Consider the following 14,743-nt stretch of genomic DNA (forward strand, 5'->3'; position numbering starts at 1 on the left):
CGGGTGCATCCCGGGTGCATCCCGGGTGCGTCACAGGTGCGGGGCGTCCAGCACTGCCGCCGCCACCGTCTCCGGGCGGTCCCACATCAGCAGGTGCCCGGCCGGCACCGCCTCCCGGTACTCGGCCCCGAGCAGCTCCGCCAACTCCCGCTGCCGGCCCAGCCATCGCCCGCCCGGGCGGGTCGCGGCCGCCAGCACGAGGGCGGGGGCCCGCAGCGGGGTGGTGCGCCGGAGCACGTCCAACTCGGCGGCCACGTCCAGGTAGCGGGTGTTCTCGGCCAGCACCGAGCGGAGCATCCGGCCCGTCCGGTAGCAGCGCCGCACCAGCTCCGGCGGCGCCGGGTCGCGGTGCCCGAGCGTGGTGGCGGCGGCCACCGCCCGGCGGGCCGACGGGCCCAGCAGGTACGGCAGCCCGGCGGCGGCCAGCGCCGCGCCGACCGTACGGGCCGTCAGGTCCCGGACGGCCCGGGCGGGCGCGGGCCGCGCCTGCGGCTCGGTCGAACCGTCCAGCAGCACCAGGGCTGCGGTCCGCTCCGGATACAGCCGGGCGAAGGCCTCGACGTGGAACGCGGCGATCGAGTGCCCGACCACGGTGACCGGCGCCTCGGCGTCCGGGCCGTCCAGCAACTTCTCCCGGACCAGGCCGTCGAGCAGACCGGCGATCCGGTCCGCCTCACCGCGCGCGGTGGGCGGCTCCGGCGAGGGCTCGCTGAGCCCGTGCCCGGGGCGGTCGAAGCGGACCACCGTCCGGTGCGGTTCGAGCAGCGGCACCACCGCGTCCCAGTCGAACCAGCAACAGCCGAGCCCTCCGCTCAGCACCGCCAACGGCCCCCGCCCGGAGATCCGGACGTGCACGGCCCGGCCGTCCACCCGGACGAACCGCTCCCCGTCCGCTTCCCGCTCCCTGCTGGTCACGACCACCGCCCCTCCACCGTCTCGCCCTGCCTCTCCTCCGCCGGGCGCCTCGAACCGCCGACGCTCACCGCGAGGACCGCCACCCAGACCGCGATCAGCAGGATCTGCGAACGCTGGCCCGCCCCCAGGGTCCACGTGCCGCGGCCGGCCTCGAAGGCGGCGATCGCGCCCAGGCTCCAGGCCGTGGCGAGCAGCTCGGCCGCCACCAGCCAGGGCCCGCACCGGGCCAGCGGACGCCACCAGCCGTACCGGCGGGCCGCCACGGTCAGCAGCACCGCGGCACCGATCGCCCCGACCATGGCCAGGCTGCTGCTGATCGCGTGCGCGGTGTGGGTGGCGGGCACCAGACCGGCGGTCTCCCGGGCCGCGCACTCCGGGTCTGCGGTCGGGGTGCAGCTCAGCGGCAGCCGCGAGTCCACCGCCGTGGCCAGACCGAACAGGGCCAGCGCCGCCCATCCCGCCACCGACCAGGGCCGCCGCTCCAGGCGCCACAGCGCCGTCCCCGCCCCGGCCAGCAGCGCCACCCCGGCGACCAGGTCGGTGGCCCGGAAGAGACCGCCCAGCGGCTGGTCCTCCGCGGCGAGCTCACTGACGTAGGTCTGCACCGGGTCGAGCCCGGTACTCAGGACCACCTCCAGCACCCAGGCCGTGTAGGCGAAGGCGCTGAGCAGGAGAAGCGCGCGGACGGCGCGGACGGCTGCGCTGCTGGACATCCGGTCAGCCTAGGGGCTGTCTCCTTGCTGGGGCCCTGCGAAACCGATTCGGTGGTTCCGGGTCGACCGTGTAATGTTCTCTTCGTCAGCACGCGCCGCTAGCTCAGTTGGTTAGAGCAGCTGACTCTTAATCAGCGGGTCCGGGGTTCGAGTCCCTGGCGGCGCACAGACAACCGGAAGGCCCTTCATCTTCGGATGGAGGGCCTTCCGGCGTTTCCGGGTTCACCTCCGGGTTCACCTCCGCGTACTCAAGTGGCCCATATCACCTGATCGTTGAGCAACCAATACATATAAGGCTGTTCTCAGTAAAATCAGGACAAAGGTCCCTAACGGCAGCCGGGTGCTTCGGGGCAGGCTGGCACGGTTCTCCGTCCTCCCAGGAAAGGCCATCCGTTGCCCCGCCCCGCCCCGAACGGCCGTCCGCGCCCGCAGAAGACCGGCAAGCGACGGCCCCGCCGGACCGGGTGGCGCCGCCTCGTCCCCACCTGGCGCTTCACGCTCTTCACCTCGCTCGGCCTCACGGCGCTCGGCGTCGGCCTGTTCGCGCTCGGTCTGGCCCTGGTCCAGGTGCCCGACGCCCACGCCCAGGCCACCCGGCAGAGCAACACCTGGCTCTACTCGGACGGCTCCCTGCTGACCCGGACCGGCGAGACCAACCGGCAGAACGTCCCGCTGGACAAGATCTCCGAAGCCGCCCGCAACGCGGCGATGGCCGCCGAGGACCGGAACTTCTACCACGAGGGCGCGGTCAACGTGCAGGGCATGGTCCGGGCCGCGGTGAACAGCGCGACCGGCGGCTCCCCCCAGGGCGGCTCGACCATCACCCAGCAGTACGTCAAGAACACCTACCTGAACCAGAAGCAGACCGTCTCGCGGAAGGTGAAGGAGCTCTTCATAGCGGTCAAGGTGGACGCCACCGAGACCAAGGACGACGTGCTCGCGGCTTACCTGAACACCTCCTACTACGGCCGGGGCGCCTACGGCATCCAGGCCGCCGCCCAGGCGTACTTCGGCATCGACGCCGACAAGCTGAACCCCGCTCAGGGCGCCTACCTGGCCGCCCTGCTGAACGCGCCGAGCGCCTACGACGTGGCCACCGCCACCGAGAGCGGCAAGCAGCGGGCCACCGACCGGTGGAACTACGTGCTGGACGCGATGGTCCAGGAGAAGTGGCTCTCCGCCGAGGACCGGGCCGCGATCACCTTCCCCGAGGTGCAGGCCCCGAAGAGCGCCCCCGGCCTCTCCGGCCAGGCCGGGTACCTGGTGAACGCCGCCACCGAGTACCTCACCTCCCACAACGTGGTCACCGACGCCCAGTTGGCGCAGGGCGGCTACACCGTCAAGCTGAGCATCGACCCGAAGAAGCAGCAGGCGCTCCAGGACTCCGTCCAGCAGCAGCTGACCGACAAGCTCAAGCCGGACACCCGGAAAATCGACGCGGCCGCCCAGGCCGGCGCGGTCTCGGTCGACCCGAAGACCGGCGCCGTGGTCGCCCTCTACGGCGGCACCGACGCCACCAAGCACTGGGTGGACAACGCCACCCGGCAGGACTACCAGGCGGGTTCGACCTTCAAGGCGATCGCGCTCGCCGCCGCGCTGGAGAACCGCGCCACCACCCAGTCCGGACGGACCATCACCCCCGACACCGTGTACGACGGCACCAGTCGCCGGCCGGTGGTGGGTGGCAAGGGCACCCCGTACGCCGCGCCGAACGAGGGCGACCGCAGCTACGGCCAGATCAGCCTCCGGCAGGCCACCGACTGGTCGGTCAACTCCGCCTTCACCCAACTCGCCCAGGACACCGGCCTGGAGAAGGTCCGCGAGACGGCCGTGGCGCTCGGCCTCCCGGCCGATACCCCCGACCTGGCCGCGGTCGCGTCGATCCCGCTCGGGACCGCGACCCCGAGCGTGCTGGAGATGGCCGGGGTGTACGCCACCCTGGACAACGGCGGCCGGCAGATCTCGCCCTGGCTGGTGCAGTCGCTGGAGCGCGGCGGCGAGGGGATCGGCCTGCCCGAGCGCAAGACCAACCAGGCCGTCAGCGAGCAGACCGCCCAGCGGGTCACCTCGATGCTCCAGGGCGTGGTGAGCGACCCGGGCGGCACCGGGTACCGGGCCAAGGACCTCGGCCGGCCGGCCGCGGGCAAGACCGGCACCACCGACGACCACCGCTCGGTCTGGTTCGCCGGGTACACCCCCGAACTGGTCACCGTGGTCGGCCTGTTCGGGCAGGACCCGGCCACCGGCAAGCAGGTCTCGCTGAGCGGCACCGCCGGTGTCGCCGGCGCGGCGGGCGGGCAGTTCCCGGCGCAGATCTGGACGGCGTACATGAAGTCGGCACTGGCCGGCCAGCCGGTCTCCTCCTTCCCCGACTCGGGCTCCGACTCGGGCTCCGCGGCGGACGACTCCGCCAACTCGTCATCCTCGTCGAACGGATCGGGCGGCCGCACGCCGTCCTCGACCCCGTCGAGCACCCCGCGCAACTCCCGCTCCACCCCGTCGGACACCGCGTCGACCCCGTCCTCCCCGGCCACCTCCCGGCGGCCGGACCCGACGCCGACTCAGGACGCGACGCCCATACCGACCCCGACCCCGACGCCCAAGCCCACACCGACGCCGACGCCGACGCCCTCGCCGAAGCCGACTCCCAAGCCCACGCCGACGCCCACGCCGACCGGCGAGACGGTGGAGGAGAGCGGCTCCGGTAGCGATGCGGGTGCGGGTACCGGCTCCCGGTAGGAGGCGCACGCAACGACGCTCCTGAGCAGGCGTTCCGCTCCGTCGACGGTCCTGCCGGTGCCACGTGCCCGGCAGGACCGTCGGGCGTGGACAGCCCTTACCGAAGCGGGCCTCGGCTGACAGAATGCGTCGGTGCACAGCTCATCGCCCCGACCTCCGCTCCCCCCGGCCCGGCGCTTCTCGGCCCGAACCCTCGGCCTCTCCCTCGCCCTCGTCTCCGCCGTCGCCTTCGGCGGCTCCGGCACGGCGGCCAAGCCGCTGATCGAGGCCGGGCTCTCACCACTGCACGTGGTCTGGCTCCGGGTCACCGGCGCCGCCATCGTGCTGCTCCCGCTCGCCTACCGGCACCGTGACGCCTTCCGCCGCCGCCCCAAGCTGCTCATCGGCTTCGGTCTGCTCGCGGTGGCCGGGGTGCAGGCCTGCTACTTCGCCTCGATCTCCCGGATACCCGTCGGAGTGGCGCTGCTGATCGAGTACCTGGGGCCGCTGCTGCTCCTCGGCTACGTGAAGTTCGTCCAGCGCAAGCCGGTCTCCCGGGCCGCGACCGTCGGGGCCGGGGTCGCCGTGACCGGCCTGGCCTGCGTGGTGGAGTTCTGGCACGGGCTGGCCTTCGACACCCTCGGGGTGGTGTTCGGCCTCGGTGCGGCCTGCTGCCAGGTGGGCTACTTCGTGCTGGCCGACGCCGCCAAGCAGGGCAAGGAGCAGGTGGACCCGATGGCGGTGAGTGCGTTCGGCCTGCTGATCGGCGCCGTCGCACTGACCGCCTTCACCCGGCCCTGGACGGCGGACTGGAGCCTGCTCGGCGGCGACGTCACCATGAACGGCCACCTGCTGCCGGCCCTCGTCCCGGCCGCCTGGATGGTGCTGGTGGCCACCGTGCTCGCGTACCTCACCGGTGTGGTCTCCGTGCAGTTCCTCTCCCCGCCGGTGGCCGGGGTGGTCGCCAACCTGGAGGCGGTGGTCGCCACCGTCACCGCCTGGTTCCTGCTCGGCGAGACCCTCGGCCCGGCGCAGCTGGCCGGCGGCCTGCTGGTACTGGCCGGCGCCTTCGCGGCGCAGACCAGCCGCCCCGCCGAGGCGGCCGTGCCGGAGCCCGTTCCGGCGGAGCCGGACCATAGGCTGACCTCTCGGTGACTCGGCCCGACGGGCCGTGACAGGAGGCTCGGATGACCGGGACGGCGGCGAGCGCGGGCGGGGCCGCAGATGCGGGCAGTGGGACGGGCACGCGCGGGACGGACGCAGGTGGGACGGCCGCAGGTGGGACGGGCCTCGACGGCGTGGTGGCCGAGGTCATGGCGGAGCTCGCGGGCCTCGAGGATCCGAAGGCGCGTCAGGTCAACGAGCGGCACGGTGACGACCACGGCGTGAACCTGGGCAAGCTGCGTGCCGTCGCCAAGCGGTTGAAGACGCAGCAGGAGCTCGCCGTCCGGCTGTGGGCGACGGGCGACAGCGCGGCCCGGCTGCTGTCGCTGCTGATCTGCCGCCCGAAGGCCTTCGGGTACGAGGACCTGGACCTGATGTTGCGTGAGGCGCGCACGCCCAAGGTCCGGGACTGGCTGGTCGGCTACGTGGTGAAGAAGAACCTGCACGCCGAGGAGCTCCGGACGTTCTGGTCTGCCGACCCGGACCCGGTGGTCGCCGCCGCCGGGTGGGAGCTGACCGCCGAGCGCGTGGCCCGTACTCCCGAGGGGCTGGACCTGGCCGGGCTGCTGGACGTCATCGAGGCCCGGATGAAGGACGCTCCGGACCAGCTCCAGTGGGCGATGAACCACTGCCTGGCCCGGATCGGCATCGAGCACCCCGAGTACCGGGAGCGCGCGGTCGGGATCGGCGAGCGCCTGGGCGTGCTGAAGGACTACCCGACCTCCCCGGGCTGCACCTCACCGTTCGCCCCGGTCTGGATCGCCGAGATGGTGCGGCGGCAGTCCGGCCGGGGCTGACGGGTCGTCGGCGACCTCTACTCACCGGCTACTTGCCGGCCCAGCCGAACCAGTCCAGGTGGCCGAGCGGCCAGACCACCGCGGTGGCCGGACCGACCACGTTGTCCACCGGCACCGCGCCGCCGCCCGGGCCGCCCTGGTGGTAGCGGGAGTCGGCGGAGTCGCTGCGGTGGTCGCCCTCGACCCAGACGTAGCCCTTCGGGACGCTGACCGGGCCGAAGTTCATGCCGGCGCAGGAGTCGTCGCCCGGGTGGAGGTACGGCTCGGAGACCGGCTTGCCGTTGACGGTGAGGGTGCTGCCGTTGCAGGCGACGGTCTCACCACCGGTCGCAATCACCCGCTTGACCAGGTAGTTGTCGTCCTTCGGCGGCAGCAGGCCGACGAAGCTCAGCACGTCGCCGACCGCCCCGGAGAACGCGCTGCCGGTCTGCGCGGGCTTCGGCAGCCAACCGCCCGGGTCCTTGAAGACCACCGGCTCACCCGCGTTCGGCTCCCAGCCGAGGAGCGGTGCCAGCTTGTTGACCGCCACCCGGTCGCCGACCCGCAGGGTGTTCTCCATCGAACCGGACGGGATGGAGAACACCTGGAACAGGCAGGTCTTGATGCCCAGGGCGATGACCAGCCCGAGCGCGATCATCGCCGGGAACTCCGCCCACCACGGCAGCCGCCGCCGACCGCGGAAGCGCCCGGGGCGGCCCGTCGGCCCCGGCTGCTCGGGGTCACCCGGTTGGATGGAGTGGGTCACCGGGCCGGGCGCCATTGCCGGGCCGGGCTGAGGAATCGTCACGGATCAGGCCGCCTGCGGAGGGAGATCGGGAGTGGTGCGGGCAGACGACTGGAGCTGCTTGCTGGCCATCGTCGATCTGCCTTTCCGGAGGGTCCGGGGAGAACAGCACGCTAACGCCGCACCTGAACTGTCGCGAAATCAGACATTTAGCCGCCGTTGACGGCAAATCCTCCCAGGACTCCCCAGCGGAGACGGACCACGGCCGGGCCCGGTTCCGCCCCGGCGGGCCGGACCGGCCGGCGGAGCGAGGCCCTCCCCGTGGCGTTCCGGCCGGTCAGCGGGCCTGCGGCTCCCCGGCGATGGCCTCGTGGTGGCGGATCACCTCGGCGATGATGAAGTTCAGGAACTTCTCCGCGAAGACCGGGTCGAGGTGGGCGCTCTCCGCGAGCTCGCGGAGCCGGGTGATCTGGGCCCGCTCCCGGGCCGGGTCGGCGGGCGGCAGCCGGTGCTCGGCCTTCAACTTGCCCACCCGCTGGGTCGCCTTGAAGCGCTCGGCCAGCATGTGGACGACCGCGGCGTCGATGTTGTCGATGCTCTCTCGCAGGGCGACCAGCTCGGCCCGGACCGCCTCGGAGACCTCACCGTTGCCGTCCGCCGCGGCACCGGTGGCGGCCGTGGAACCGGCGGCGGTGGCCGCGGGACCTGCGGGGTCGGCGGCGGCGTTCAGGGGCAGGTCCGTCATCGGGATGGCTCTCCGGGGTCGGCTGGCTGGGCCTTGCAATCTAACAGGGAGAGCGGCGCCGGGGCCCGGCCGTTCGACGGGACGTCCGGCATCCGGACACACCCGGCCCCGGTCCCCCGCTTTGCCGGACCGGCGCCCGGAGGCGCCGTAGGCTGGGCGCGCACGGACCGGAACTGACGGACCACCAGTCCCACAGCACATGGAGGACCTGAACATGGCAACCACCCGCACCGCGCGCACCGCCTGGGAAGGCAACCTGGTCGACGGCAAGGGCGAGACCACCTTCGCCTCCTCCGGCATCGGCACCTACCCCGTCTCCTGGCCGTCCCGCGCCGAGGAGGCCAACGGCAAGACCAGCCCCGAGGAGCTCATCGCGGCCGCGCACTCGGCCTGCTTCTCGATGGCCCTCTCGCACGGCCTGACCGGCGCGGGCACCCCGCCCACCAAGCTGGACACCCAGGCGGACGTGACCTTCCAGCCGGGCACCGGCATCACCGGCATCCACCTGACCGTGGTCGGCGAGGTCGACGGGCTCGACGAGGCCGGCTTCGTGAAGGCCGCCGAGGACGCCAAGGCCAACTGCCCGGTGAGCCAGGCCCTGACCGGCACCACCATCACCCTGACTGCGAGCCTCGCCTGACCGCAGGCCGCGCGCTGACCCCCGGCCCCGTCCGAGGGTTCCAGCCGTCCGCCCACCGCCTGCCGGTTCGCCCACCGACCACCTGCCGGGTCGTCAACTGGTAGTGCGCAAGGGGCGCATGCGCCCCCGGAGTGCATCTCACGATGTGCCCCGGGGGCGCCGCCACGTACCGGTGCTCTTGTCCCCAAACCGCGACGAATCACCCTCGCGGCGGTCGTCATCGCAACTTCTCGCGTCCTATGATCACCGCAGTGCCGCGCTACCGGCCCGACGCCCTCCACCCGGCGTCGACCGAGGCAGCGGCCGTGCGATCAGCGTCAGCAGCGGACGGGAGCATGCCGTGCCGGGTCGGAACGAGGGGACCGACCGCCGTTGTCCGGTCTGCGCCACGCCCCTGGGCCGTGAGGGCCGGCACCCCGGCGCCCTGCTCGACGCCCTCCAAGCCAGCGAGTCCCGCTTCCGGGCCGCCTTCGCCGATGCCGGGATCGGGATGGCCCTGGTCGGCCCGGACGACCTGATCATCGAGGCCAACCCGGCCTTCGCCGCCATGATCGGGTACGAGGCACCCGACCTGGTGGACACTCACATCCACCAGATCATCGACCCCGAGGACACCCCGCGCCGCCTCTACCTGGAGCTGGTCCGGGGCGAACGCGACCGGCTTCGGGTCGAGAAGCAGCTCAAGCACCGCGACGGCCGGGTGGTGTGGAGCAACGTCACCATCTCGCTGATCCGCAACGGCTCGGGCGAACCGATGTACACCCTGGCCATGGTCGAGGACGTCACCGAGCAGCGACTCCTCGGCGACCAGCTCGCCTACCAGGCCATGCACGACCCGCTGACCAGGCTCCCGAACCGGGCCCTGTTCTTCGAGCGGTTGAACGCGGCCTTCGACTCGGTGGCCGCCGGCGGGGATTCCGGCCCTTCCCGTGCCGGCACTGGTGCTGATGTTGGTGGCGGCGCGGTGCGGCGGGTCGGGCTCTGCTACATCGACCTGGACGGCTTCGCCGCGATCAACGAGACGCTCGGCCACCACATCGGGGACGAGCTCCTGGTGGCGGTGGCCGCCCGGCTGGAGCGCGGCTTCGCGCGGGGCGAGGGGCGGCTGGTGGCCCGGCTCGGCGGGGACGAGTTCGCCGTCCTGGTCTGCGACAGCGCCGGGAGCGAGCAGCTCACCGCACTCGCCGCAGACCTGATCAAGACGCTGGAGGAGCCCTTCGACGTGGCCGGCCAGCAGCTGGCGGTGACCGCGAGCGTCGGTGTGGTGGAGCGTCAGGTCCGCGAGACCACCCCGACCGACCTGTTGAAGGACGCCGACGCGACGCTGTACTGGTCGAAGTCGGACGGCCGGGCCCGCTGGACGCTCTACGACCCGGCGCGGGGTGCCTACCAGCTCTCCCGGCAGCGGCTGGCCACCGCGCTGCGGCCGGCGCTGGAGCGGGGCGAGTTCGCCGTCGAGTACCAGCCGCTGGTCGGGCTGGCCGACGGGACGGTGCACGGCGCCGAGGCGCTGGTCCGCTGGCGCCACCCCCGGTACGGCACCATCTCGCCGGACCGCTTCATCCCGCTGGCCGAGGAGTCCGGCGCGATCGTGCCGCTCGGCAAGTGGGTGCTGGAGGAGTCCTGCCGTCAGGCCAAGCGCTGGCTCACCGAGTTCCCCGACACCGAGACCTTCGTCAGCGTCAACCTGGCGGCCCGTCAGATCTGGGACTCGGACGTGGTGGCCGACGTCGCCAAGGCGCTGGAGAGCGCCGGCCTGCCGGCCCGGCTGCTCCAGTTGGAAATCACCGAGAGCGCGGTGCTCGGCCCCGGCGGCCGCCCGGTCCAGGCCCTCCAGGCGCTCGCCGACATGGGCGTACGGATCGCGATCGACGACTTCGGCACCGGCTACTCCAACCTCGCCTACCTCTCCCGGCTGCCGGTGCACGTCCTCAAGCTGGACGGCAGCTTCATCGCGGGCTTCCGCGAGCCGGGCCCAGGCGGACGCCCGGACAACCGCTCCCGCCGCACCGACGCGGACGAGCAGATCGTCGGGGCGATGGTCCAGCTGGCCCACGCCCTCGGCCTCACCGTCACCGCCGAGGGGATCGAGAACGCCTCGCAGGCCGAGCGCCTGCGCATCACCGGTTGCGACACCGCCCAGGGTTGGTACTTCGCCCGGCCCGGCGAGGCCGAGCGGGTCGCCGCCATACTGCGCGAGGACCGCGACCGCACCGCCTGACCCGCGCTCAGGCGTGGGACGGCTCCTCGGGCGGCCTGCCCTCCCCGAGGTCCGCCCGATACACCTGCGCCGTCCGCCAGCCCTGGCTGAGTGACCGTCAGCCGGTCAGCCGGTCAGCCCGTCGGGCCCGTACGCCGGTCAGCCCGTCAGCCCGTACGCCTCGGCGATGAGCCGGTAGGAGCGGAGCCGGTTCTCGTGGCCGTGGATGTGGGAGGTGACCATCAGCTCGTCGGCGCCGGTCCGCTTGCGCAGTTGCTCCAGGCCGTCGGCCACCTCGCCCGGCTCACCGACCACCAGGTTGGCGAGCCAGCCGTCCAGGAAGTCGTCCTCGGCCGCGGTGTAGGGGTAGGCCTCGGCCTCCTCCGGCGAGGGGATCAGACCGGGGGTGCCCTTGCGGAGCCGGAGCATCGCCAGGCCGGAGGAGCGCGCCAGCCGCAGGGCCTGGCCGGGCTCCTCGGCCGCCACCGCGTTGACCCCGATCAGCGCGTAGGGCTCGTCCAGCACCGCCGAGGGACGGAAGGAGCTGCGGTAGAGGTCGAGCGCGGGCACCGTGTTGGCCGCGCTGAAGTGGTGCGCGAAGGCGAACGGGAGGCCGAGCCGGCCGGCCAGTTGGGCGCTGAAGCCGGAGGAGCCGAGCAGCCAGATCGGCGGGCGGGCGTCGCCGCGCGGGACGGCGGTGAGCCGGGCGTAGGGGTGGCCCGTGGGGAAGTCACCGTCCAGGAAGTGCGTCAACTCGGAGAGCTGGTGCGGGAAATCGTCCGGGCCCTCCTCGGTGCCGCGCCGCAGCGCCCTGGCGGTGGCCATGTCGGTGCCCGGGGCCCGGCCGAGACCGAGGTCGATCCGGCCCGGGTGGAGCGCCTCCAGCATGCCGAACTGCTCGGCGACGGACAGCGGGGCGTGGTTCGGCAGCATCACGCCGCCGGAGCCGAGGCGGAGGGTGGTGGTGTGCGCGCCCAGGTGCGCGAGCAGGACGGCGGGGGTGGAGCTGGCGACACCGGGCATGCCGTGGTGCTCGGCCACCCAGAACCGGTGGTAGCCCAGTTGCTCCGCCTGCTGGGCGAGCGCGGTGGTCGTGGCGAGGGCCTCGGCCGGGGAGTAGCCGCTGCCGATGGTGGCCAGGTCGAGGATGGAGAGCGGGGCCGGGGCGCTGCCCCGTGCGGCCCCCCTGACGGGATCGGCGGCCCTACCGCGACCCGCACCCCTGCCGACGGCGGTGCCGGTGCCGGTGTCTGACGGGTCGGTCCGCTGCTCGTCCTCGAAGGTCATGCCGGTCTCCTCCTGCTGACGTACTGCTACCACTGGCGTTGCCATCGTTCGGGCTCACACAACCGGCCCGGAGCTCCGTCTGTTCCCTTCGCGGGCCGATGTGACGGACGGGGAGGAACGCGCCTGCTGAGACCACGGACTGCGGCGGGCGAGCTGACACAGTCCGTCCGGTCCGTACGCTCACGAATCGGCGCCGGGAGGGCCTTCCGGGATCGTCCGCGAGCTGATGATCCACCAGAGATCGTTTCATCTTGGCGGTTTGCCGCCACCGCCAGAAGTCGCCAGGCGTTGGGCTCGCGCCGGACCGGGCGAATGCGGCAGGCTACCGATCGGTGACGGAGGGGAATCGCCCACCGCACTCCACCTGCAAGGTCGGCGGACTGGACCAGTCCCGCTGGACCCCAGCGAGCCCCTGGAGCGGTACCCCGCCTCAGGGGCTTGCGCCATTCCGGGCGCGCTCCGCCCGTCGGCACAACGTCAGGTCGGCCCGGGCCCGACTCCGACGGATCCACTGCCCGCCGCGGCCCCCGCAGGCCCTCCTGTGGCACGTGACACAAGGGGGTGCTTCATGACATGAAACGTCTACCCGCTAGCGTTGACTCCACAGAGCCACCTGGACGCCTCCAGGCGACTGAACAGGGAGCTTCGCCTTGGATGCCGCAGCGGTAGTAGGACCGGTATGGATCTGCGCACTCGCGCTCTTCGCCGTACTCGGTGACGCCTTCCTCCCCTTCATCCCGAGCGGCACGCTGGTGATCCTGGCGGTGCTCAACACCGCGGAGATGGACGGCGCCCCGCTGCTCCTGGCGGCCGGCGTCGCCATCGCCTCCTTCCTCGGTGACCTGGTGCTGCTCAACCTGGCCCGGCGTGGTTCGCCCGCCGTCCAGCGTCGCCTCGACCACCGGCCCGAGCTGGCCGCCAGCGTCGCGCGGCTCCAGCAGTACCTGACCGGTCAGACCGGCCGGACCGCGGCCCTCCTGGTGATCGTCGCCCGCTTCGTCCCGGCCGGCCGGACCATCCTCGACCTGGCGGTGGGTCACTCCGCCGACTCCAGCCGCCGGTTCCTCCGGCTCTCCGCGCTGGCGGCCCTGGTCTGGGCCAGCTACATCGTCAGCCTGGGCTGGCTGAACAGCCACTGGTTCAACACCGACTGGCTGAGCCTGGTGGTCTCCTGTGTCGCGGCCACCGCGATCAGCACCACCGTCGCCCGGCTGGTCCGCCGTCGCCGTCGCGAGCTCGCGCTCACCTGACCCCTGGCGCGCCGCCCCCTCCGTCCCGCCGCCCCGCCGCCCCTCCGGCGTCAACGCACCGCTCGGGCCCTGCCGGACCCGTTCGGTGCGGCGCCGGTCCGACGGTCTGTCCCAAGACTGCAACAAAGCTCCTGCCCTGGAGCCCGACGCCCCTTGTACTGCGTGATGAGCAGTAGTCAAGGGGCGTTGGAGTACCCACCCCACCTCGTGGCATGCTGGCGCAGAAATATCCATCAATATCCGATTTTTCCTGTCGGACGGTCGGATGCACTACGGCTGGGGAGACCATGGGCAGCATCTCGCGCAGGACCGTGCTCAGTGCCACCGCCGCGACCGCCGCGCTCGGCGCCGTGGCGGCGTGCGGCAGCAGCGGCGGCGGAACCGTTTCGGGAGGCACGGGCGGCACCGGCAGTGCGAGCCCGAACGGAGCCTCCCCTAGCGGCACTTCGGCCAAGCCCACGGTCAAGGGCACCCCGATCGGGGACGGGTCCAACGTGGACACGGGTGCCCAGCCCAACCAGCCGAAGCCGGAGAAGCTCAAGCCCGGTGAGCAGCCGCCCCAGTTCGTGGTCTTCTCCTGGGACGGCGCCGGGGGCACCGAGGACGCTCAGTTCCCGCGCTTCCTGAAGCTGGCCGAGCAGTACAAGGCCACCATGACCTTCTTCCTCTCCGGGATCTACGCCCTCCCGAAGGAGAAGTCCAGCCTCTACCACCCGCCGAAGCACTCCGTCGGTGCCTCCGACATCCCCTTCCTCTCCGACGGCGCGGTGAAGAGCACCCTCAAGCTGATCAGTCAGGCCTGGACGGCCGGCCACGAGATCGGCACCCACTTCAACGGGCACTTCTGCTCCACCCGCTCGGACGGCAACGGGGTCAACAAGTGGACCCCGGAGGACTGGCAGAGCGAGATCGACCAGGCGATCTCCTTCGTGACCCAGTGGCGCACCAACACCGGCTTCACGGACGTCGATCCGCTCCCCTTCGACTACCGGAAGGAGCTGATCGGGGGCCGGACCCCGTGCCTGGAGGGGCAGAAGACGCTGCTGCCCACCGCGGTCAAGATGGGCTGGAAGTACGACGCCAGTTCGCCGGGCGGGCTCCAGATCTGGCCGCAGAAGGTGCAGGACGGCAAGATCTGGGACTTCCCCCTGCAGTCCGTCCCCTTCCCGGGGCACGGCTTCCAGGTGCTCTCGATGGACTACAACATCCTCGCCAACCAGTCCGCCGGCAGCACCAAGGGCGATCCGTCGAAGTACGACGAGTGGCGGGCTCAGGCCAAGGACGCGTACCTGGCCGGGTTCGACCGGGCCTACAACAGCAACCGGGCGCCGCTCTTCATCGGGAACCACTTCGAGCAGTGGAACGGCGGCATCTACATGGACGCCGTGGAGGAGACCCTGAAGACGATCGCGGGCAAGCCCGACGTCCGGCTGGTGTCGTTCCGTCAGTTGGTGGAGTGGCTGGAGGTGCAGGACCAGTCCACGCTGCGGAAGCTGCGCACCCTGGGCGTCGGCAAGGCGCCCGACGGCGGCTGGGGAGCCTTCCTCGGGACTCCCTCGTCCTGACCGGTGCGGGGCCGGCGCCGTCCGC

12 protein-coding genes and 1 tRNA gene are annotated in these 14,743 nt (G+C 72.3%); 8 read left to right on the forward strand and 5 right to left on the reverse strand.

Annotation, left to right across the window (positions count from 1 at the left end; translation table 11 throughout):
• Positions 1 to 30 precede the first annotated feature (30 nt).
• Together ACZ6ZR_RS13430 and ACZ6ZR_RS13435 are read right to left on the reverse strand one after the other, a co-directional pair.
• Entirely contained in the window at positions 31 to 915 is an 885-nt protein-coding gene (locus tag ACZ6ZR_RS13430) for an alpha/beta fold hydrolase (protein WP_465642225.1), read from the reverse strand.
• Positions 912 to 1,628 (reverse strand): DUF998 domain-containing protein, encoded by a 717-nt coding sequence (locus ACZ6ZR_RS13435; protein ID WP_465642226.1) that lies wholly within the window; start codon positions 1,626 to 1,628, stop codon positions 912 to 914. The genes ACZ6ZR_RS13430 and ACZ6ZR_RS13435 overlap by 4 nt, the downstream gene beginning before the upstream one ends.
• A gap of 92 nt (positions 1,629 to 1,720) precedes the next feature.
• On the opposite strand from ACZ6ZR_RS13435, the gene ACZ6ZR_RS13440 reads away from it, so the two are divergent.
• From ACZ6ZR_RS13440 to ACZ6ZR_RS13455, 4 genes are all read left to right on the forward strand, one after another.
• A tRNA-Lys gene (locus ACZ6ZR_RS13440) sits at positions 1,721 to 1,794 on the forward strand.
• Positions 1,795 to 2,021: 227 nt separating this feature from the next.
• On the forward strand, positions 2,022 to 4,367 hold the full coding sequence (locus ACZ6ZR_RS13445; RefSeq protein ID WP_465642227.1) for a transglycosylase domain-containing protein: 2,346 nt from the start codon (positions 2,022 to 2,024) through the stop codon (positions 4,365 to 4,367).
• A gap of 132 nt (positions 4,368 to 4,499) precedes the next feature.
• Complete coding sequence (locus tag ACZ6ZR_RS13450; RefSeq protein ID WP_465642228.1) at positions 4,500 to 5,501, forward strand: EamA family transporter; 1,002 nt, start codon at positions 4,500 to 4,502, stop codon at positions 5,499 to 5,501.
• A gap of 158 nt (positions 5,502 to 5,659) precedes the next feature.
• Complete coding sequence (locus ACZ6ZR_RS13455) at positions 5,660 to 6,307, forward strand: DNA alkylation repair protein (protein WP_465642229.1); 648 nt, start codon at positions 5,660 to 5,662, stop codon at positions 6,305 to 6,307.
• A 28-nt stretch (positions 6,308 to 6,335) separates the two neighbouring features.
• Here the strand turns inward: ACZ6ZR_RS13455 and lepB are convergent, their stop codons facing one another.
• Both lepB and ACZ6ZR_RS13465 read right to left on the reverse strand, forming a co-directional pair.
• Positions 6,336 to 7,094, reverse strand: a complete 759-nt coding sequence (gene lepB / locus ACZ6ZR_RS13460; protein WP_465642230.1) for a signal peptidase I — start codon at positions 7,092 to 7,094, stop codon at positions 6,336 to 6,338.
• Between the two features lie 274 nt (positions 7,095 to 7,368).
• Complete coding sequence (locus ACZ6ZR_RS13465) at positions 7,369 to 7,776, reverse strand: chorismate mutase (protein ID WP_465642231.1); 408 nt, start codon at positions 7,774 to 7,776, stop codon at positions 7,369 to 7,371.
• A 214-nt stretch (positions 7,777 to 7,990) separates the two neighbouring features.
• On the opposite strand from ACZ6ZR_RS13465, the gene ACZ6ZR_RS13470 reads away from it, so the two are divergent.
• A complete protein-coding gene (locus ACZ6ZR_RS13470; protein ID WP_465642232.1) occupies positions 7,991 to 8,416 on the forward strand; it encodes an OsmC family protein in 426 nt (141 codons plus the stop codon).
• A 340-nt stretch (positions 8,417 to 8,756) separates the two neighbouring features.
• Positions 8,757 to 10,637: a putative bifunctional diguanylate cyclase/phosphodiesterase gene (locus ACZ6ZR_RS13475; protein ID WP_465642233.1), complete on the forward strand. Its 1,881-nt coding sequence runs from the start codon at positions 8,757 to 8,759 to the stop codon at positions 10,635 to 10,637.
• Positions 10,638 to 10,775: 138 nt separating this feature from the next.
• Here ACZ6ZR_RS13475 and ACZ6ZR_RS13480 read toward each other — a convergent pair whose 3' ends face one another.
• Positions 10,776 to 11,903 (reverse strand): LLM class flavin-dependent oxidoreductase, encoded by a 1,128-nt coding sequence (locus ACZ6ZR_RS13480; RefSeq protein ID WP_465642234.1) that lies wholly within the window; start codon positions 11,901 to 11,903, stop codon positions 10,776 to 10,778.
• 650 nt (positions 11,904 to 12,553) lie between these two features.
• Here ACZ6ZR_RS13480 and ACZ6ZR_RS13485 point away from each other — a divergent pair.
• Together ACZ6ZR_RS13485 and ACZ6ZR_RS13490 are read left to right on the forward strand one after the other, a co-directional pair.
• A complete protein-coding gene (locus ACZ6ZR_RS13485) occupies positions 12,554 to 13,153 on the forward strand; it encodes a DedA family protein (RefSeq protein WP_465642235.1) in 600 nt (199 codons plus the stop codon).
• A 287-nt stretch (positions 13,154 to 13,440) separates the two neighbouring features.
• Positions 13,441 to 14,718, forward strand: coding sequence for a polysaccharide deacetylase family protein (locus ACZ6ZR_RS13490; protein WP_465642236.1), 1,278 nt, complete (start codon positions 13,441 to 13,443; stop codon positions 14,716 to 14,718).
• The last annotated feature ends 25 nt before the right edge of the window (positions 14,719 to 14,743 follow it).

The sequence above is a fragment of the Kitasatospora sp. NPDC088742 genome, from assembly GCF_055584905.1.